Raw genomic sequence first — 18,769 nt, 5'->3', positions numbered from 1 at the left:
AAAAAATGAGAATCTATACGCGTACTGGTGATAAAGGACAAACGAGTTTAATTGGTGGAAGAGTAGATAAAGATGATGTTCGTGTTGAATCGTATGGGACAGTAGATGAAGTAAACTGTTTTGTTGGACAAGCTATGACTGAATTGGATTCTGAACGATTTGAAGATGTGTTAGATGACCTTGAAAAAATCCAGCATGAACTGTTCGATTGCGGCGGCGATTTATCCAACGTTTCCAAAAAACGCGAAATGAAATTAACAACAGATTCAATCACTTATTTAGAACAGAAAATAGATGAATTCATCGACGAAGCACCCGAACTGGAGCGATTTATTTTACCTGGAGGGTCGAAACCAGCAGCATCCATTCATATCGCTCGAACCGTAACAAGACGAGCTGAGCGGTTAGTGGTGGGATTAATGAAGTCTGAAGAAAATGTGCCTGACGTACCTCTTAAATTCTTAAACAGGTTATCCGATTATTTCTTTGCACTTGGAAGAGTCATCAATTACCGAATGAATGTAAAAGACGTTGAATATGTTCGTAGTGCAAAAGTATTCCGTGGTGGAAAACGTAAAGAAGAAAGGTCCGATGAAAAGTAAAAAACTCAGCTGGATGGCACTGTTTATCGCATTGTCAATTCCAAAACTTAAGCTGATTAGGATATAAATCAGGAACTTTTAACTCGATTTCTTAAAAGTGAGGGCAGTGTTCGAAACAATCACTAGCATTTAAAAAAATGAATAGAATGTAATAAGATCTCAAATTTTATAAATGAGATAGACCGTATTCAGTATAATATCTACTCATTTTAAGGAGATAGGAATGATGAAAAACAACTTCTTTTCAGATCAGACGATGTTTTTTAGAAATTTAACCTATGCTCATTTAACCTTTGAGAATGTGATTGAACACATACAGACTTTTATGAAAAACGAACCAATGGGGAACTACAGACTAATGATCGGAACAGATTCTCATGTATATCCATCAGAAACCAAATTTATTACGGGTATCGTCGTTCAACGGATGGGACGAGGTGCATGGGCCTGTTTTCGAAAAATCAACTACCCGGAACCAATCCGAAATTTACATCAAAAAATATCGATTGAGACCGCTTTAACTGAACAAGTTGCCTATTTGTTTGATGAATCCAAAAAAACCGCTCTGATTAATATTGTCCTTCCCCATGTATATAAGGGTGCCAGTTTCACGATGGAAGGTCACCTTGATATCGGAAAAGAAAAACGGAACAAAACAAGAGAATTTGTTGCTGAAATGGTCGCCCGTATTGAAGCGCATGGTATTGAAGCAAAGATCAAACCAGATTCGATCGCAGCATCAAGTTATGCAAACCGATATACAAAGTAATGAAACATTACCAGCGCCAAGCCTTAGCGCTGGTGATCGTCGTAGTCCCTAAAGGCCCTTGCTTTATACTATAGAAAGTATTTTTATACTTTCTTAACGTGTTAAAAAGGATTTTAAGGTTTAATGTCTAATGTAAAGTTAAATAGTTGTGTAATGCGTAGAGGAAACTAAGATCTAAAGATGGGGGAGAATTCGTTGTCTGATTTGATTACTGAATTAGAAATGCTTATATCTACAGTTCCGGAAAATGTTTTGTCGCTATCAGATGTAGAAAACAAATCTAAACCGTCTAAATGGTCTAAAAAAGAAATTTTAGGGCATTTATGTGATTCTGCAAGTGTAAACCATAGAAGATTCGTTGAAATTCTCATTTCTGAAGAGCCGATTGAAATAGTAGGCTATAAACAAGACTTATGGGTTCAAGCACATAATTACCAAAATGAGTATTCTATTAAAGACACCTTGGATGTTTGGAAAGCGTTGAACACACAAATCACTAACCTATTAACGGATCTGAACGAAGAGCAATGGAATCTTCAATGTTTAACACATGATGAGGGGGCTGTAACCCTTGAATGGTTAGTGAATGATTATCTGGAACATACTCATCATCATTTAGACCAAATATTCGGAGATTAATAATTGGGTTCCACAACAATTCCTACAATCAGACGAACAGGGGATTAAGCTACTACAAGCCCTTCGGAACAAACAGAAATAATTTTAAGCATCCGATTACTGTAAAGTTACTCACAGCAATCGGATGCTTTTTAGTTATAAGAATTTGTATTAAAATAGTTTAGAAAAATTTAAGAACTTTTTCATCAACTGTTTAGATTATGAGTTTATGCTTCTTATATAAAATCCAATCTTTTTATTGAAGGTGAAATTCATGTCAATTCGCAAACGACTTTTTATCTCTAATACAGTGATGGTTATTATGCCAGTCATTATTTTAATTTTAGTTGTCCTATTATTAAGTTTGATTTTCGGTGGAAACTTCAAGACATTCCAAAGTGGGTGGCAGGAAACGAATGATTCGGAAAACCACTTATTTAATCAACTGATCAAAACGTCTTCCATCGAGCAAAAGAAATTGTTTGACACTGAGTATCTTAAGTCGCTTGAAGACCGAATGGATCAAGAAAATGGTGGTATTATTATTCGAAAAGATAAAAAGCTGATATTTGCAACAAAAGAGTTAGATGGTATTTCTGAAGATGATCTCTCTTCATTCGGTAATGAAGGGTATGACCCAGTAGCTTGGTTCGGACGAAATCAATACTCAGTGAAACAACATGACTTTTTCTTTGAGGATGGTTCAGAAGGTTCTATATTTCTAGTAAATGAAGCTGCATCGTTTGTTCAATTTGCACGAACCTTTTTTCCTTTGCTCTTCCTAGGCTTGCTCCTCATTTTAGTACTGACCAATGTATTGTTGTCGTATTTAATGTCAAGAAGTATATTAAACCCGGTAGACAAATTGTCTAAGGCAGCAGCAAATATCAGTAAAGGAAACCTTGATTTTAAAATTCACACATCAGGTAAGGACGAGTTGTCTACGCTTGTCAACACGTTTGATGATATGCGCGCAAGACTGAAGAGTGCTACGGAGTTAAGGGAGCAATATGAGAATAACCGAAGAGAACTAATCGCAAATATTTCACATGATTTAAAAACTCCGATTACCTCAATTCGCGGGTATGTAGAAGGAATCAAAGATGGAGTTGCAAATACAGAAGAAAAACTCAGTCGATATCTTAATACAATCCAAACAAAAGCAGAACATATGGACCATATGATTAATGAATTATTCCTCTATTCGAAATTGGACATGAAGAATCTTCCTTTCCATTTTGAAAAAGTCAATATGAAGGTATTTCTTGAAGATTATCTCGACGAACTTAAACTAGAACTAGATGATCAAAATGTCCAATTCTCATTGAATGCAAAAAGAATTGATACTGCTGCTCTCATAGACAGAGATAAACTGATCCGAGTGATGAACAATATTATCTATAATAGTGTGAAATATACAGATAAAAGCCATTGCCGAATAGATGTTTCCCTTAAAGATAATGGACAAATGGTGGAAGTAATCATTCGTGATAATGGTCCTGGGATAGCTTCTGAAGAACTCTCAAGCATTTTCAATCAATTTTACCGGGTCGATCCATCACGAAATACAAAGACAGGGGGAAGCGGCCTTGGACTTGCAATTTCAGCGCAAATTATTGATGCACATGGTGGTTCTATCTGGGCTGAGAATGCCGAGGAACAGGGATTAATCATTCATTTCACCCTGAAAAAACGAGAAAATGAAGGTGATGAACATGAGTCGGATATTGATTATTGAAGATGAGCTAAGTATCGCTGAATTAGAACGAGACTACCTCGAAATTGAAGGGTTTACAGCAGAAATAACAACAGATGGGAAAAGTGGCCTAGACGCAGTACTAAACCAGAGTTTCGATCTCATTTTACTTGATTTGATGCTTCCTAACATTAACGGTTTTGAGCTATGTAAACAAATACGGAAAGAAACAGATATTCCTATATTAATGGTTACTGCTAAAAATGAAGATATTGATAAGGTTCGCGGACTGGGGTTAGGAGCTGATGACTATATCGTTAAACCATTCAGTCCAAGCGAATTAGTCGCAAGGGTTAAAGCTCATTTATCACGATATGATCGGTTAATAAGCAAGGACAATCTGAAAGACGAAATCCATAGTCGAGGACTGCATATAAATAAATCGTCGAGACAAGTTTTTATTAACAAGAGAGAAGTCATCTTTACAGCACGGGAATTCGATCTATTGACGTTTCTGGCAATGCATCCCAACCAGGTTTTCAGTAAGGAACATTTATTCGAAAGGATTTGGGGACTTGAATCGATGGGAGATACAGCAACAGTGACGGTCCATGTAAAAAAAATCAGAGAAAAAATCGAACCAAAACCTACGAAACCCCAATTTATTGAAACCTTGTGGGGGGCTGGCTACCGGTTCAAGGGATGATACGTCTATTTATGGGTTGGCCTCGTAAGGGGTCAACCCATATTTTTGAATTGAATTGATTTGTATTGAGGTTGACCTCGAAAGGGGTCAACCTCTATTTTCGATACGAAAATACACTTTAGAAATATTTAAGATTCAGTTTAGAAGGAGTTTAGATATATCGCTTAAACTTATAGACATAAGAAGTTAGCTTTTGAGGAGGTGAGCAGTTGAAACTTTCATTTACCCCAAAACGATGGCTGCTGATTGTTCATATATTATTCGCCGCCATCATGCTTGGAAATATGGTAACCTTTCTAATCCTCAGTATATCTGCGGCAGCAACAGAAGATCCAAACATAGCGGAAGCCTGCTATAGGGCAATGAATGTTTTGTCAAGAACATCCATTAGAGCATCAACGATTGGAACTGCGGTTACAGGAATTTTTCTTTCCATTTTCTCTAAGTGGGGACTGTTTAAATACTATTGGATTGTGGCGAAGGAGGGACTGACGTTACTAGCAATCGTATTGAACTTGTGGGGGATGTACGCTTGGACATTGCAAGCTACCACCTTAACTAACACGGAGGGCAGCAGTGTGGACATATTCGTTGTCCAGTCTCAGCTGATGACAGGAATCATCATTCAAATCATTTCACTCGTTCTTATGTATGCAATTTCAATATTTAAACCGTGGGGAAGAAGGGTTGTTTCCGTGACATGAACTCATCCAGTGGCTAAAGGGAGGAAACTTAATTGGAAAAAGAACAAAAATCAAACAGGGTTCGTTTGATTCGCGGGGTTTTTACGATACTCGCAGTACTGTTGTTTATTTGTGTCACTATACAAGTATTTCTCGCAGGAATAGCAATTTTTGTTGAGTATGGGCAATGGAATTACCATCGAAACTTTATCCATTTCTTCGAGTTTACACCGCTTGCAATGCTTATACTATCGTTTTTCGGGCGGATACCCAAAAAACTACGTTGGCAGAGTGCCAGCATTTATCTCATGATTATTTTACAGTATATAACGACTCAGCTAGGTAGTATCCCGTATATTTCGGCACTGCATCCTGTGATCGCATTGTTATTGTTTTGGACATCATTACTCATGGCACAAGAATCAATACGTTTATTGAAAAGGAGGTGATTGAAATACATTGGGGATATTTTCCGCCATTTGGTTTCTTATTCTTTGTACTATTGGCAGGTTTGTTGATTTCAAATATCATCATGTGGAGACGTAGAAATGGAGGATGTTATCGAGACTCTCATAACGCACTATCGCTATTGGAGAAGCGTCTTGTGTCCGGGGAAATTGACACAGAGGAATATCAAAAAATCAAGGAAACGCTAACAAACTAACGTATGGTATAAGAGATAACTGTCTATCAAATAATAAAGATAGGCAGTTTTCTTTACACGTTAAGAAAGTATAACTTTTCAGCTGGAAGTAAATCGACGTTGTGGAAAAGTTTAAGTCCTAAGTATAAGTGCAGCTAGGGCTCAGCCAACACCAAGGCTTGGCTTTACCAAGTTTTCTTTACACGTTAAGAAAGTATAAGTGCAACTAAGGCGATCGCCAGCGCTAAGGCTTGGCTTTACCAAGTTTTCTTTAAATAATTCTCAATACGGATGGTTTTTTATTGCTTGACCGTACCAAAGTGCGATATAATTCCAACTTATATAGAGGGCTGAATTCCCAACAAGAAGGAGATGCACTAATAATGGCAGTCACACTTGATTTCGTAAAAGCTATAAGCAATAAACCGAAACCGCAAACTGATAATCTTCAATTCGGAAAGCATTACACTGACCATATGTTTACCATGGATTATTCGACCGAACAGGGTTGGCATAATCCGAGTATTACTCCATACGAACCCCTTACGTTAGATCCTGCAGCTATGATTTTTCATTATGGACAGACGGTGTTCGAAGGATTAAAAGCGTATCGAACAGAAGACAATCGAATATTGCTATTTAGACCGGAAAAGAATTTACAGAGAATGAATCATTCAAGTGAGCGATTATGTATTCCACTGATCGAGGAAGAAGTCGTTATGGAGTATCTGAAGCAATTAATCAGTATCGATCAGGATTGGGTGCCGTCCGCTGAAGGTACTTCTCTTTATATACGCCCCTTTATCATTGCAACAGAACCTAATCTTTCGTTAGCTCCATCAAATCGTTATAAATTAATGATCATTTTATCACCTGTAGGATCTTATTACCCTGATGGTATTAATCCGATCAAGATCAAGGTGGAAAATCAGTATACGAGAGCCGTAAAAGGTGGAACGGGTACAGCGAAGACAGCAGGTAATTATTCATCCGCCTATAAAGCACAAGAGAAGGCTTCCAATAAAGGGTACTCGCAAGTTTTATGGCTAGATGCAATCGAAAAGAAGTATATTGAAGAAGTTGGGACATCGAATGTCTTCTTTAAAATAAATGGGGAAATCGTCACTCCAATGTTAAACGGCAGTATTTTAGAAGGAGTCACTAGGACCACGACCATTGAATTATTAAAAGAGTGGGACATACCTGTAATTGAAAGAAGAATTACTGTCGAGGAATTGTTTCAGGAATATGAAAATGGGAACCTTGAAGAAGCTTTCGGTACAGGCACAGCGGCTGTCATTTCTCCTATTGGAGAATTAGCTTGGGGAGAAGAAAAAATGGTGATAAATAATAGGGAGATAGGAGATCTATCCCAAAAGTTGTACGATACCATTACCGGAATCCAAACCGGGAAGTTGAATGATGTAAATAATTGGACAACTGAAGTGAAATAACACTCAACTCGGATTCAAAGCCATTTTTTCCTTACTTAGAGGAAGAATGGCTTTTTCAATTTTTCCTTATTAAATCTGATTTTTGTTCAGACCCGAAAAAAAATGGATTTCGATGGCCGTAATTAAAATGGAACCCGGTGCTCAATGTGGTGGTAGATTACAATCACAAGTACCTGGGAAATTGTCTCAGCTTCTATCCAACATTTGAAAAACAGTTTATACTATGTCTTTATAAAGCATGGTTGAAAGAAGGTGAATAGCATGACGGAAATGACAATAATTCTTTTAATCATCCTTCTCGGTAGTTTTATACAAGGCTCAAGCGGATTCGGGTTCGGGTTAGTCTCGATGGGCGTACTGTCAATCTTTCTTACTTTAAAAGATAGTATGTTAATTGTTTTGGCGTTAACTGTCATTCTATCTTCACGGATTATTCTTAAACTTTGGAAATACATTCTTTTGAGGGATTTATATCTTATTCTTGCTAGTGCATTGCTTGGCCGGATACTAGCATTTTTCTTTGTGGCTCAATTTAGAGAAGCACAATTCATGAAAACCATACTTGCTTTCGTTCTTATAGGGATGGTTATATATCTTTACTTAAAAAGAAAATTCTCTAAAAACTTAGATGAAAATAAAGAAAAACGGTTTGTTCCACTTATTTCTGGTAGCTTCGGGGGTTTTATCGGGGGCGCATTTGCGGTTGGAGGCCATTTCTTTGTTGCGTATTTTCTAAGTCGTTACCAGGATAAACGGCATTACATAGCCAACCTTCAACTCACATTCATCGTCCTGAATATGATGACATTATTTGCACACGGATTGAATGGTGATTTGAATCATGATTTCTACTTTTATACAGGTACGGGGATTGTAATTGTATTAATTGGAGTGACACTCGGTTTGAAATTATTTTATCGCTTGCCAACTAAAATAATACAAAACATCGCCTTCACAATTATTCTGGTTTCAGGACTTAACTTGATGTTTTAAGTACTACATAATTTCCTGGAAACAATGCATCCTAACATTTAATACGAGGAGGGTACTTTATGACGAAAAAATATAATAAACAAGGAAGTCGAAATCAGAACTCACCTAAGTTGGGAAATAGCGAATTTTCACAAGAAATTACCAGCGGAGACAATAGCAAAGGAAAGAAACGGAATAAAGACCAGAAGAAATAAGATGTAAGTAATACTGAACGATTTTAAGAATGAACAAAATCTATTTTTTAAAGAGTAAAGAAAGTATAAAAGTTTGCGGCATGGATGTAATGCCCAGCTTCAGCGCCCAACCACTTGGATCACTTCAGGCCTCCTGCGGCGGCAACAGCCTCCTCGTCGGTCTTCCAGTGACCTTCGTGGCTAAGCAGGGCGCTTGCGCTTTTCTTAATTGTTTGACACTTTTGAAAACTTACTATATCATTGCAGTAGAAATTAGTCACTAGAAAAGCAAGTAGACAAATTTAAAATAGTGAGTTGTAGCTTATGTCATTGAACAAGGAACATCGTATCGGACGCCATGCTACATTACTCGTACTGGCGGACGACCAGAATCAAAAGCAAGATCTTACCAATCAACTGAAGTGGAAGAGCTGCTGCGGGAAAGTCGGTTCAATGGAATCACAAAAAGTAGTTGCAGCAATCGAAACAGCTGCAAAGCAGCAGGGAATAATCAAAAATGATCTTTACCGAGAAACCCATTCATTATATCACGCTATTATGGAAGCGCTTCAAGGCATTACCCGTGGTCAGATACAATTAGGTTCAATCATGCGTACCGTTGGATTACGTTTTGCTGTTGTACGTGGCAATCCATACACGAATGAAAAAGAGGGCGAGTGGTTAGCCGTCGCAATTTACGGAACGATTGGGGCACCGGTCAAAGGTTTGGAACACGAGACGTTAGGTCTTGGTATTAATCACATTTAAATAGCTTACTAGTTTTTAGCCCAGAGCATTTAGTCAATAGGGGGCTGTACTTTTGAAATCATGTGATTTCTTTAGTATGGTCCCCTATTTTCTTTTTGCTTTAGTTAAGTAAAGCACAAAGAAAGAAGGTGGCGTTATGGTCGTATTGACGGGACAATCATTGACCTTGGAAGAGATGAACAGTATTCTTTTTGACCTTGAAAAAATAACCGCTTCAGAGGATAGCTGGAAGCGTGTTGAAGAAAGCCGTAAAGCGGTCGAACAAATCGTTAAAGAAAACCGGATCGTTTACGGTATCACGACTGGGTTTGGAAAATTCAGCGATGTATTGATTAACCCAAAAGATGTTGAAGCATTGCAATTGAATTTGATTCAATCACATGCCTGCGGGGTTGGAGATCCGTTTCCGGAACTTGTTTCAAGAGCGATGTTAGTACTAAGGGCAAATGCATTATTGAAAGGGTTCTCAGGAGTAAGAAAAATTGTGATAGATCGATTACTTCAGTTTGTTAATGCGGGTATTCATCCTGTCGTTCCACAGCAAGGCTCTCTTGGGGCATCCGGTGATCTTGCACCATTATCCCATCTTGTTCTTCCGCTTCTTGGTGAAGGAGAGGTATTTTATAAAGGGGAGCAGACAAATGCCCTTAAAGCTATGACGAAAGAAGGCATATTCCCGATTACACTGACTGCAAAAGAAGGCCTTGCTTTAATCAATGGAACTCAGGCGATGACGGCAATGGGTGTATTGACGTATTTGGAAGCAGAGAAGCTTGCTTATCAATCAGAAGCAATTGCAGCAATGACAATCGAAGGGCTAAAAGGAATTATCGATGCATTTGATGAGGATGTTCATGTTGTTCGTGGTTATCCGGAACAGATTTCAGTCGCCAAACGGATCCGGGGACTTTTGGCAGAGAGCAAGTTGACAACGAAACAAGGCGAAATCCGCGTGCAAGATGCTTATTCACTTCGTTGCATTCCACAAGTTCACGGAGCAACGTGGCAAACGTTGAACTATGTACAAGAGAAGCTTGAAATCGAGATGAATGCAGCAACAGATAATCCGTTGATCTTTGACGGAGGAGAAAAGGTGATCTCTGGTGGGAACTTCCACGGTCAACCAATTGCATTCGCGATGGATTTTCTCGGTATCGCGGTTGCTGAATTAGCCAATGTTTCTGAACGTCGAATAGAGCGGCTTGTGAACCCACAGCTGAATGACCTGCCACCGTTCTTAAGTGCTGAGCCAGGACTTCAGTCAGGTGTGATGATATTGCAATATAGTGCAGCTTCACTCGTATCAGAAAATAAAACGCTCGCCCATCCAGCAAGCGTTGATTCAATCCCATCTTCAGCAAACCAAGAAGACCATGTAAGCATGGGAACAATCGGTTCACGGCATGCCTATCAAATTGTATCGAACACAAGGCGGGTACTTGCAATCGAAGCGATTTGCGCGATGCAAGCAGTTGAAATTAGAGGTACAGATAACATGGCACCAGCGACAAAAAAGGTACTTAAGGAAGGCCGTAAGCGAATACCATTCATTGAGAAAGACCGGGTCTTTTCAAAAGATATAAAGGAAGCCGAAAATTGGCTAAAGTATGGATTTTCGATCAATAACATAAAGAAAACTCGGGGATTGCCGAGCCTTTAGGCGAAGTCAGAGCCGTAGTTGAACTTATACTATAGAAAGTATTTTATACTTTCTTAACGTGTAAAGAAAACTTGGCAATGCCAAGCCTTCGGCGCCGGCTGAGCCTTAGTTGCCCTTATACTATAGAAAGTATTTTTATACTTTCTTAACGTGTAAAGAAAACTTGGGTAGCGCCAAGCCTGTTCCAATGAACAAACAACAATAACGAAATAATGGCTGAAGATTCGTCTTCAGCCAAGTTTGTTTCGTTTGAGAGAAATGAACAATAAAGTTCTTTCACTATCATAATTAGAAGAGAAAACTCGAGAAAAAAATAGTATTTAGGGAATACATCGCTATCCGGTCTTTAAATGATACACCGGATTCGTACAGTTTCTGGTCTTTAAATTAATTGAAAATTCAATATATTGATTGATTATATTTGAACGATTAGCACTTAAAGTAGAAAGGATGATCTGATGTTCAATGCAGTAGTGGTTTCAGTAATCGTCATGGCAGTATTGAGTCTTCTTCGTGTCAATGTAATTCTTGCAATTTTATTTGCAGCTGGTGTTGCAGGTTCAATGGAAGGCTTGCCACTTACCGAAACGACAAATTTGCTTATCTCCGGAATGGGAGGACAGGCGAATACGGCGTTAAGTTATGTTCTGCTAGGGGTCTTTGCTGTTATGATTGGTTATTCGGGAATTACTGGATTCCTTGTAAAAAGACTTGTAAGCGTTTTAAAAGGAAAACGCTCAATTATGTTATTGACCATTGCCGGAGTCGCTTGTTTGTCTCAAAATGTTGTTCCGATTCATATTGCGTTCATTCCAATCTTAATTCCGCCTTTGCTCTATTTGTTCGATAAAATGAAGGTTGATCGTCGGGGTGTGGCCACCGCACTAACGTTTGGATTGAAAGCACCATATATTATGATTCCAGCAGGTTTCGGGTTAATATTCCACGGAATCATTGCTGATGAAATGAAAGCCAGCGGTATGGAAATTGCTCTTTCATCTGTCACATATGCAATGTTAATACCAGGGATTGGAATGATTGTTGGGCTGTTATTTGCGATTTTTATTTCTTATCGTAAAGACCGTGAGTTATCCAGTGGTAATCAAGATGTCGTTAATGAGGTTGCAGCGACTGAAGAGATGGAATTGCCATTCACTTTGCGTCACTTCTTAACTCTTGTTGCGATTGTTGGTGCACTTATTGTCCAACTTAAAACCGATTCACTTGTTTTAGGAGCACTTACCGGAATTGTTCTCATGTTTTTGTTCACGGTAGTCCCATTTAAAGAAGGAGAAAAGGCTGTCAATGAAGGGATTACAATGATGGGTATGATTGCATTCGTGATGTTAATCGCCTCCGGATATGCAACGATTTTGAAGGAGACTGGTTCTGTTGACAGCCTAGTACAATCCGCAACTGGTATTTTGGGAGATAGTAAACTGATTGTTGCAATCGTATTGCTTCTAGTTGGTCTTTTGATCACAATGGGAATCGGTTCTTCATTCGGTACGATCCCAATTATTGCCGCCTTGTTTGTCCCGATCTGTGCAACAGTAGGTTTTTCTGCATTAGCTACCGCTGCATTAATCGGTACTGCTGGCGCGCTTGGGGATGCAGGTTCACCTGCATCAGACAGCACACTTGGCCCGACATCAGGGTTGAACGCAGATGGAAAACACCATCATATTTGGGATACATGTGTGCCGACCTTTTTGCATTACAACATCCCACTCATGATCTTTGGTACCATTGCAGCTCTCGTTTTATAATCACTGAATGATGTTTTTGTTTTATAGCTTATAAGAAAAGCGCAAGCGCCCTGCTTAGCCACGAAGGTCACTGGAAGACCGACGAGGAGGCTGTTGCCGCCGCAGGAGGCCTGAAGTGATCCGAGTGGTTGGGCGCTGAAGCTGGACATTACATCCATGCCGCAAACTTTTATACTTTCTTTACTCGTTAAAGAAAACTTGGCTCAGCCAAGCCTTTGGCGCCAGCTGAGCCTTAGCTGTGCTTATACTATAGAAAGAATTTTTATACTTTCTTAACGTGTAAAAAAGGGATGGAAAGAAACGGAATTAATCCAAAAGAAATGAGTTGTAAAAAACTAGGTAGCCAAGTTGAATCGTTTGGCTACCTAGTTTTTGTTTTACGTTTATTCATTTCCTCTGTAACAATAAAGGCAAGGTCCTCGTTCCCAAATAGTGATAATACACCAAGCAATGTATCATCCTCGATTTCTCCTGATTCCTCTTTCGGTACCGTTAAATCAAGCGCTTGCTGAAGAGCAGGATTAACAGCTTGGGTAGGATATGCTTTGTTATACAATTCCGCAGGGTCAAGGTCATGATTGATACACCATTGGGCAAACACAAGGATCATCATTTGTTCGTCTTGCTGGTAGTTACGGATTATTTGTTCTTCCATTTCTTTTGAGTTCAATATAAGGGCTCCTTCTATCTATTACTATACGAATTATTATATCGAAAAATAGGACGAATTTACAACAATAGAAAGGAGCAGTGTCAATTAGGAGGAGTTTACTTGATTTACTGTTTTCCGGAAGGTCTCAACCATAACAAAACAATAAAAGCTAAGCTGAAATATCCGAACAATGGATATAAATAGGATAGTAAAACACCATATTCGATTTTACTCAAAAAGTAGATTATAAGAATTATACCTGAATAGATCCAAATACTTTTTGCCTGTATGTATCGACTCATTTGTCTCTCCAGCCCGTAAATATTTCCAATCACGGATGTGAAAATCTCTCCATAAATAATAATTACATAAATCCAATAAATTCCCGTAACTAGATCTTTCATAACAATAGCCATCGGAATCTCGTATACTTCGACATTCGGAAGCATCGTTAATGTTAGATGACTTGAAATAAGGATGATCGTCAGTAACGCACCCCCTAATAATCCCCCTAACCGGACTATCTTTTTGTCATTTACCTCTGCTGCTACTGGTACTAAAACGGCTTGTGCCAAGGCGAGGTTCAATGCGGTATACGTAAAAGGTGCTGCTGCAGATTCCCAGATATTATCCACAAGCGGAACCGATAAGAAAGACTTGAGAAAGTGTTCATCCGATACAGAATAAATCATTAAGATTAAATTAAATGTAATCATGATTGGTACAACAAATGAATTGACTGCATATAAGCCTTTTACCCCAACTAACATCACCGCAAATGTTAATAGGATGGTTAAAAACACACCTACAAGCTTTGGTAGGCCTAAATGTTCCTCAAAAACGGCCCCAGCACCGGATAACATAACCGCACAAACGCCTAGTAGCATGACCATCATCACAATGTTCATGCCTTTTGCGAACCAACGTCCAAATAAATATTCATTTAATTCCTCGTAAGAACTTGCTTTCAGGTCAATCGCTTTTAGCATTAACTTCGTACCCAGGGTGATAAATAGAAACCCGCTTATTAAAATGGTGATAAACCCAAGAAAACCGAATCTAGAAAAAAACTCTACAATTTCCTTCCCCGTCGCAAAACCAGCGCCAACTACGGTTCCAACATAGACGGCTGCGATTTGGAAAGCTCCATTCCATTTATTCATATTGAACACCCCTATAAACCTTCGCTATCCCATTTATATGTACAAGCGTTCGGAAGCAGAAGTATAATAGGTAGCTTTTCATTAATTCTTGAGGAAATGAGCCCACAAGGTATGAGCAATCGTTGTATTTCTGCTTTCAAAAAGGTAGGGTCTATCTAACTTTATAACTGGCAGTGTGGTAACAAAGTCATATCATTAGACCTAAAACCACGACAGCTAAAAAATTACTTTTTACCTATAAATGAAACTCGAAACTAGGAAATTAGTATCTTTTATTGCATATTAAAACTTATTTAGCATTTTTTGAAAGGGCTTTCAGAAAATTTGAAGAATGTTTAATATTTAGACGGGTTAAATGTCTAACTTTGTCTAAATTTAATACATGGAGGAGAGTTTATTTGAAGAACAGAAAACTAGCATCTTCTGCCTTAGCTGTAGCACTTGGTTTTAGCACCCTTACAATGGGAGCCTTTACACCAACTGCTAATGCAAAAGCTGAGACAGTAAAGAAGGCAGAAACAGCACTGCAGGAAGTGAAGCATTCTCACACAGGAAGTCCATTCGATTTGTCCATAGCGAATGATGAAAGATTGATCGATATGCTTAAGAAGGAAGGTAAGATTGATAAAAATGCTGAGCCGGAGGAAGCACAAAAAGTCCTTCAGGAATACTTAGAAGATAAACAAAAGCATGCATTAGCTCAACCAGAAGGCGAACTTACAGATGAAGTAAAAGAAAAACATAAGAAAATCAAAAACAAACATGACGATGACGACATGGATGAGGATCGTGACAAAAAACATAAACGTCACAAAGGTTTAAAGCCTGTAAAAGAAGAGAAATGGACAGGCGACCAACGTGTTGATAACGTACTTGTACTACTTATTAAATATCCAGATTTTGCACCAACGGATATTACCTCTGAAGATACGGATATGTTTTATAATCAATATCCAAAAGAACACTACGAGGATATGATTTTCGGCGAAAATGGTTACGAAGGTCCGAATGGTAAAAATTTAGTTTCAGTAAAACAATATTATGAAAAGCAATCAGGTGGAAGCTATTCTATTGAAGGTGCAGTGGGTGGTTGGTACGAAGCTAAGCATCCAGCAGCTTACTACGGTGGAAATGACCCTGCTCCAGACGGTAGTGACAAGAATGCACGTGGTCTTGTAAAAGAAGCATTAACAGCTGCAGCTCAAGACCCTAACATTGACTTAAGCAATTTTGACCAAGAAGACCGATATGACTTTGATCAAGATGGGAATTTCCGTGAACCAGACGGCATGGTTGACCACTTAATGGTTGTTCACTCCAGTGTTGGTGAAGAAGCGGGCGGAGGTTCCTTGGCTGGTGATGCTATTTGGTCGCATCGCTGGAATTTAGGTAAAGTTTTTGCTATTCCTGGTACAGAGACGGATATACCTTATTGGAATGGAGCAATGTCCGCTTATGACTACACGATTGAACCTGCAGATGGAGCAGCTGGTGTTTTCGCTCATGAATACGGACATGACTTAGAGCTTCCTGACGAATACGATACTCAGTATTCTGGAGAAGGTGAACCGGTTGCTTATTGGTCCATCATGTCTAGCGGTAGCTGGGCTGGTAAAGTTCCAGGAACAGAACCAACTGGATTCAGCCCATGGGCAAAAGAGTTCTTACAATCTTATGTAGGTGGAAATTGGTTAACAGGTACTACACTTAATCTAGAAGATATCGATGAAGATGGTGAAGAATTACTGTTAGATCAGGCGAACACGAAAGGAACGAACAATGATGCCATTCGTATCAATTTACCTGATAAAGCAACAGTGGTTAATACTCCATTCAGTGGGCAATATGAGTACTTTAGTGGAAAAGGCAATAATTTAGATAATTCAATGGTAACCAGCCTAGATTTATCAAATGCTTCTTCTGCTGAACTAACATTCAAGACATGGTACGAAATCGAAAAGGATTGGGATTATGCTTCTGTCCAAGTAAAAGAAGAAGGTTCAAACGAGTGGGTTTCAATTCACGGAAACCTTTCAACGATGACCAACCCGAATGATCAAAACCCAGGACATGGAATCACCGGATCCTCCGGTGGGAAATGGGTAGATGGTATTTTTGATTTATCAGCATATGCTGGTAAGAAAATTGAAGTGAAGCTGAATTACTGGACAGACGTTGCAGCGACAATGCCTGGATTTTATGTGGATGATGTTTCTGTAAACGTTGATGGAACCCAAGTACTGTTTGATGATGCAGAGGCACAACCGAAATTTGCTTTAGACGGATTTACAAAAGACGAAGGGAAGTTCCTCTCTGAACATTACTATTTATTAGAATGGCGTAACCACGCAGGTGTCGATAAAGGACTTGCACACATCAAACGTGGAGACAGCTTGATGTCCTATGACGAAGGTTTACTTGTATGGTATGTAGATGACTCCTACGACAATAACTGGACAGGTACTCACCCGGGTGAAGGATTCCTCGGAGTAGTTGATGCAGACCAGAAAACACTTCACTGGAGTGATGGATCTGTTGCAGCTACACGTTATCAAATCCATGATGCAGCGTTCAATCGCGAACGTGGGGATAAAATGTTCCTAGATTATAGAGATTTGACAGGATTAACATTGAAAGACAACCATGCAAGATCTATTGATGAATTTAAAGACTCAAGAGATTACAGCAACGAAGGTCTTTTAGATGCTGGAAGAAATATACCAGAATATGGACTAGAGATTGAAGTAGAAAAAACAAGCTATGATCAAAGTGTTGCTAAAATCGAAATCTCAAAAGAGAAGCATTCTGAGGATGATGATGACGACGATGACGAAGAAGATGATGAAGAAGACGAAGATTAATGGCTTAAACGTTTGATGTAGTATATATTAAACCCAACTGCTTTTTCTAGCAGTTGGGTTTTTAACCATCTTACGAAGAGGAGGCATATTCACAATGAGCTTGAAAGTCCTTTTACCAATCTTAATTGTAATTACGGGAATTGGATTTTGGACAACGTATGAACCGTCCGATCGATCTGGAGAAGAGGTTAGCGAGGAAAGTACAATTGGTGACAATGATGAGAAAGACGGTGCTAATGAGGAAACAAGCACCGAAGTGAATACCGAGGAGGACTCCGTTGTGAAATCAATAGCGAATGATGAAAAGCTGATAGAACAACTGAAAGAAAATGGGGTGATTCCAAAGGACGCCACAGGGGCAGAAATCGAAGAGATTTTAAAGAAATACTTAAAAGAGAAGAATTTCCATCATTCTACTGAAGGAGAGAAGAAAAAGAAAGAATATATAAAACAGTTGAAGGAAGATCTAAAGAATAAAGGATTGACCGAAGAAGGAAATTAGAGAGGCGGCATAGGAAGCTGCCTCTCTTAAGATGTACGTTCGATGGTTCGATCAGGTTTTAATTCTTTTTCAGGCATTGACAAGAATAGCACTGCCATAATAATAAAGGCTCCACCTAGCAATTGGTATACCCCAAATGATTCGTTTAACCAGGTGATTGAAAGAAATGCAGCAACAAGCGGTTCGATACTTGATAAAAGGCTAGTTTCTGTTGCACTTAAATACTTTAAACTTCCAATGTAAAGAACAAAAGAGAGAGTCCCACTTAAAATGATTAACATCAACATCGAGAATGTATCGAATGTTAATGTACTTACTAAATGATCAAAGCTAAATTGATGATCCGTTACATACAGGACAATTCCAGCAAGTAACATTCCCCAACCAATTATGAGTGTGGTACCCCACTTCTTAATAAGAGATGCAGGATGAAGTGTATAAAAGGCAAATCCAATCGCCGTTAAAATTCCTAAGAAAACGGCTTGTTTAGATAAAACAATATTGGCAACGGTCCCATTGGTAATTAGGAAAAATATCCCCGATAAGGCCGTAACAATCGCAATAAATTGCATGGACGTTGGCAATTTCTTTGTCTGAATCGCTACATAAATGGTGATCAGAACGGGACCGATAAATTGAAATAATGTCGCCGTTACAGCATTGCTAATTCGTACGCTTTCAATAAATGCATACTGAGCACCTAACATGCCAAGAACCGCAAAAATAACGAGTTGAATCCAATGACGCGGATGTCTCCAAATAGCAAACACATTTTGTTTCTTCAACGATAAAAATCCTAATAGAAATATTCCTGCTACAAATAAACGGACAATTAAATAGTCACTAGATATCATACTAGTATGATGAAACAGCCATTGAACCATAGGACCAGAAATTCCCCAAAGGGTTGCACCACTTATAATCATGATGAGACCGAGTCGCCGTGTTTTGTTCATAATGCATACCTCCCATGCTTAGCGGCTTGATTTTCCGATGTAGAAGTGCTAAACATAAAAGTATTATATATAAATTCTGATACTACATGAAGTGTCAGTTT

The 18,769-nt window shown here is 38.8% G+C and carries 18 protein-coding genes; 15 read left to right on the top strand and 3 right to left on the bottom strand.

What is annotated here, in order from left to right:
* Positions 1–5: 5 nt before the first annotated feature.
* From NON16_RS02670 to NON16_RS02610, 13 genes are all read left to right on the top strand, one after another.
* Positions 6–602: a cob(I)yrinic acid a,c-diamide adenosyltransferase gene (locus tag NON16_RS02670; protein WP_257346876.1), complete on the top strand. Its 597-nt coding sequence runs from the start codon at positions 6–8 to the stop codon at positions 600–602.
* 226 nt (positions 603–828) lie between these two features.
* Positions 829–1,371: a ribonuclease H-like YkuK family protein gene (locus NON16_RS02665; protein WP_257347219.1), complete on the top strand. Its 543-nt coding sequence runs from the start codon at positions 829–831 to the stop codon at positions 1,369–1,371.
* Positions 1,372–1,566: 195 nt separating this feature from the next.
* Positions 1,567–2,010 (top strand): DinB family protein, encoded by a 444-nt coding sequence (locus NON16_RS02660; protein WP_257346874.1) that lies wholly within the window; start codon positions 1,567–1,569, stop codon positions 2,008–2,010.
* Between the two features lie 253 nt (positions 2,011–2,263).
* Positions 2,264–3,727, top strand: coding sequence for a sensor histidine kinase (locus NON16_RS02655; protein WP_257346872.1), 1,464 nt, complete (start codon positions 2,264–2,266; stop codon positions 3,725–3,727).
* A complete protein-coding gene (locus tag NON16_RS02650) occupies positions 3,696–4,391 on the top strand; it encodes a response regulator transcription factor (protein WP_257346870.1) in 696 nt (231 codons plus the stop codon). The genes NON16_RS02655 and NON16_RS02650 overlap by 32 nt, the downstream gene beginning before the upstream one ends.
* A 209-nt stretch (positions 4,392–4,600) precedes the next feature.
* The gene (locus NON16_RS02645; protein WP_257346868.1) at positions 4,601–5,095 is read left to right on the top strand and encodes a hypothetical protein; all 495 of its coding nucleotides are present in this window, start codon (positions 4,601–4,603) and stop codon (positions 5,093–5,095) included.
* Between the two features lie 32 nt (positions 5,096–5,127).
* Positions 5,128–5,523, top strand: coding sequence for a DUF6220 domain-containing protein (locus tag NON16_RS02640; protein ID WP_257346866.1), 396 nt, complete (start codon positions 5,128–5,130; stop codon positions 5,521–5,523).
* A gap of 577 nt (positions 5,524–6,100) precedes the next feature.
* Entirely contained in the window at positions 6,101–7,171 is a 1,071-nt protein-coding gene (locus NON16_RS02635) for a branched-chain amino acid aminotransferase (RefSeq protein ID WP_257346865.1), read from the top strand.
* Positions 7,172–7,432: 261 nt separating this feature from the next.
* Positions 7,433–8,164 carry a sulfite exporter TauE/SafE family protein gene (locus tag NON16_RS02630; RefSeq protein ID WP_257346863.1) on the top strand — a complete coding sequence of 244 codons (732 nt, stop codon included), beginning with the start codon at positions 7,433–7,435 and terminating at the stop codon, positions 8,162–8,164.
* Between the two features lie 59 nt (positions 8,165–8,223).
* Entirely contained in the window at positions 8,224–8,358 is a 135-nt protein-coding gene (locus NON16_RS02625) for a hypothetical protein (RefSeq protein ID WP_257346861.1), read from the top strand.
* Positions 8,359–8,661: 303 nt separating this feature from the next.
* On the top strand, positions 8,662–9,105 hold the full coding sequence (gene hutP, locus NON16_RS02620) for a histidine utilization transcription antiterminator HutP (protein WP_257346859.1): 444 nt from the start codon (positions 8,662–8,664) through the stop codon (positions 9,103–9,105).
* Between the two features lie 136 nt (positions 9,106–9,241).
* Entirely contained in the window at positions 9,242–10,765 is a 1,524-nt protein-coding gene (hutH, locus tag NON16_RS02615; RefSeq protein WP_257346858.1) for a histidine ammonia-lyase, read from the top strand.
* 458 nt (positions 10,766–11,223) lie between these two features.
* Positions 11,224–12,534, top strand: coding sequence for a Na+/H+ antiporter family protein (locus NON16_RS02610; protein ID WP_257346856.1), 1,311 nt, complete (start codon positions 11,224–11,226; stop codon positions 12,532–12,534).
* A 361-nt stretch (positions 12,535–12,895) separates the two neighbouring features.
* Here NON16_RS02610 and NON16_RS02605 read toward each other — a convergent pair whose 3' ends face one another.
* On the bottom strand, positions 12,896–13,204 hold the full coding sequence (locus tag NON16_RS02605) for a hypothetical protein (protein ID WP_257346854.1): 309 nt from the start codon (positions 13,202–13,204) through the stop codon (positions 12,896–12,898).
* A gap of 107 nt (positions 13,205–13,311) precedes the next feature.
* Entirely contained in the window at positions 13,312–14,349 is a 1,038-nt protein-coding gene (locus NON16_RS02600) for a YkvI family membrane protein (protein ID WP_257346853.1), read from the bottom strand.
* Positions 14,350–14,747: 398 nt separating this feature from the next.
* Between NON16_RS02600 and NON16_RS02595 the strand changes: the two genes are divergently transcribed.
* On the top strand, positions 14,748–17,210 hold the full coding sequence (locus NON16_RS02595; protein ID WP_372508724.1) for an immune inhibitor A domain-containing protein: 2,463 nt from the start codon (positions 14,748–14,750) through the stop codon (positions 17,208–17,210).
* Positions 17,211–17,304: 94 nt separating this feature from the next.
* The gene (locus NON16_RS02590; RefSeq protein ID WP_257346851.1) at positions 17,305–17,712 is read left to right on the top strand and encodes a hypothetical protein; all 408 of its coding nucleotides are present in this window, start codon (positions 17,305–17,307) and stop codon (positions 17,710–17,712) included.
* 26 nt (positions 17,713–17,738) lie between these two features.
* Here NON16_RS02590 and NON16_RS02585 read toward each other — a convergent pair whose 3' ends face one another.
* The gene (locus NON16_RS02585; RefSeq protein ID WP_257346850.1) at positions 17,739–18,668 is read right to left on the bottom strand and encodes a DMT family transporter; all 930 of its coding nucleotides are present in this window, start codon (positions 18,666–18,668) and stop codon (positions 17,739–17,741) included.
* Between the last annotated feature and the right edge of the window lie 101 nt (positions 18,669–18,769).

Source organism: Pseudalkalibacillus decolorationis, assembly GCF_024609785.1.
Lineage (GTDB): Bacteria > Bacillota > Bacilli > Bacillales > Fictibacillaceae > Pseudalkalibacillus > Pseudalkalibacillus decolorationis.
Note: the sequence above shows the minus strand (reverse complement) of the source record. Positions and strands in the feature narration are given on the sequence as shown.

What these genes read in the sequence shown, in the direction of transcription:
- NON16_RS02670 (WP_257346876.1), top strand. Translation starts at nt 6, where the DNA reads ATGAGAATCTATACGCGTACTGGTGATAAAGGACAAACGAGTTTAATT.
- NON16_RS02665 (WP_257347219.1), top strand. Translation starts at nt 829, where the DNA reads ATGAAAAACAACTTCTTTTCAGATCAGACGATGTTTTTTAGAAATTTA.
- NON16_RS02625 (WP_257346861.1), top strand. Translation starts at nt 8,224, where the DNA reads ATGACGAAAAAATATAATAAACAAGGAAGTCGAAATCAGAACTCACCT.
- NON16_RS02635 (WP_257346865.1), top strand. Translation starts at nt 6,101, where the DNA reads ATGGCAGTCACACTTGATTTCGTAAAAGCTATAAGCAATAAACCGAAA.
- NON16_RS02610 (WP_257346856.1), top strand. Translation starts at nt 11,224, where the DNA reads ATGTTCAATGCAGTAGTGGTTTCAGTAATCGTCATGGCAGTATTGAGT.
- hutH (WP_257346858.1), top strand. Translation starts at nt 9,242, where the DNA reads ATGGTCGTATTGACGGGACAATCATTGACCTTGGAAGAGATGAACAGT.
- NON16_RS02600 (WP_257346853.1), bottom strand. Translation starts at nt 14,349, where the DNA reads ATGAATAAATGGAATGGAGCTTTCCAAATCGCAGCCGTCTATGTTGGA.
- NON16_RS02630 (WP_257346863.1), top strand. Translation starts at nt 7,433, where the DNA reads ATGACGGAAATGACAATAATTCTTTTAATCATCCTTCTCGGTAGTTTT.
- NON16_RS02585 (WP_257346850.1), bottom strand. Translation starts at nt 18,668, where the DNA reads ATGAACAAAACACGGCGACTCGGTCTCATCATGATTATAAGTGGTGCA.
- NON16_RS02590 (WP_257346851.1), top strand. Translation starts at nt 17,305, where the DNA reads ATGAGCTTGAAAGTCCTTTTACCAATCTTAATTGTAATTACGGGAATT.
- NON16_RS02655 (WP_257346872.1), top strand. Translation starts at nt 2,264, where the DNA reads ATGTCAATTCGCAAACGACTTTTTATCTCTAATACAGTGATGGTTATT.
- hutP (WP_257346859.1), top strand. Translation starts at nt 8,662, where the DNA reads ATGTCATTGAACAAGGAACATCGTATCGGACGCCATGCTACATTACTC.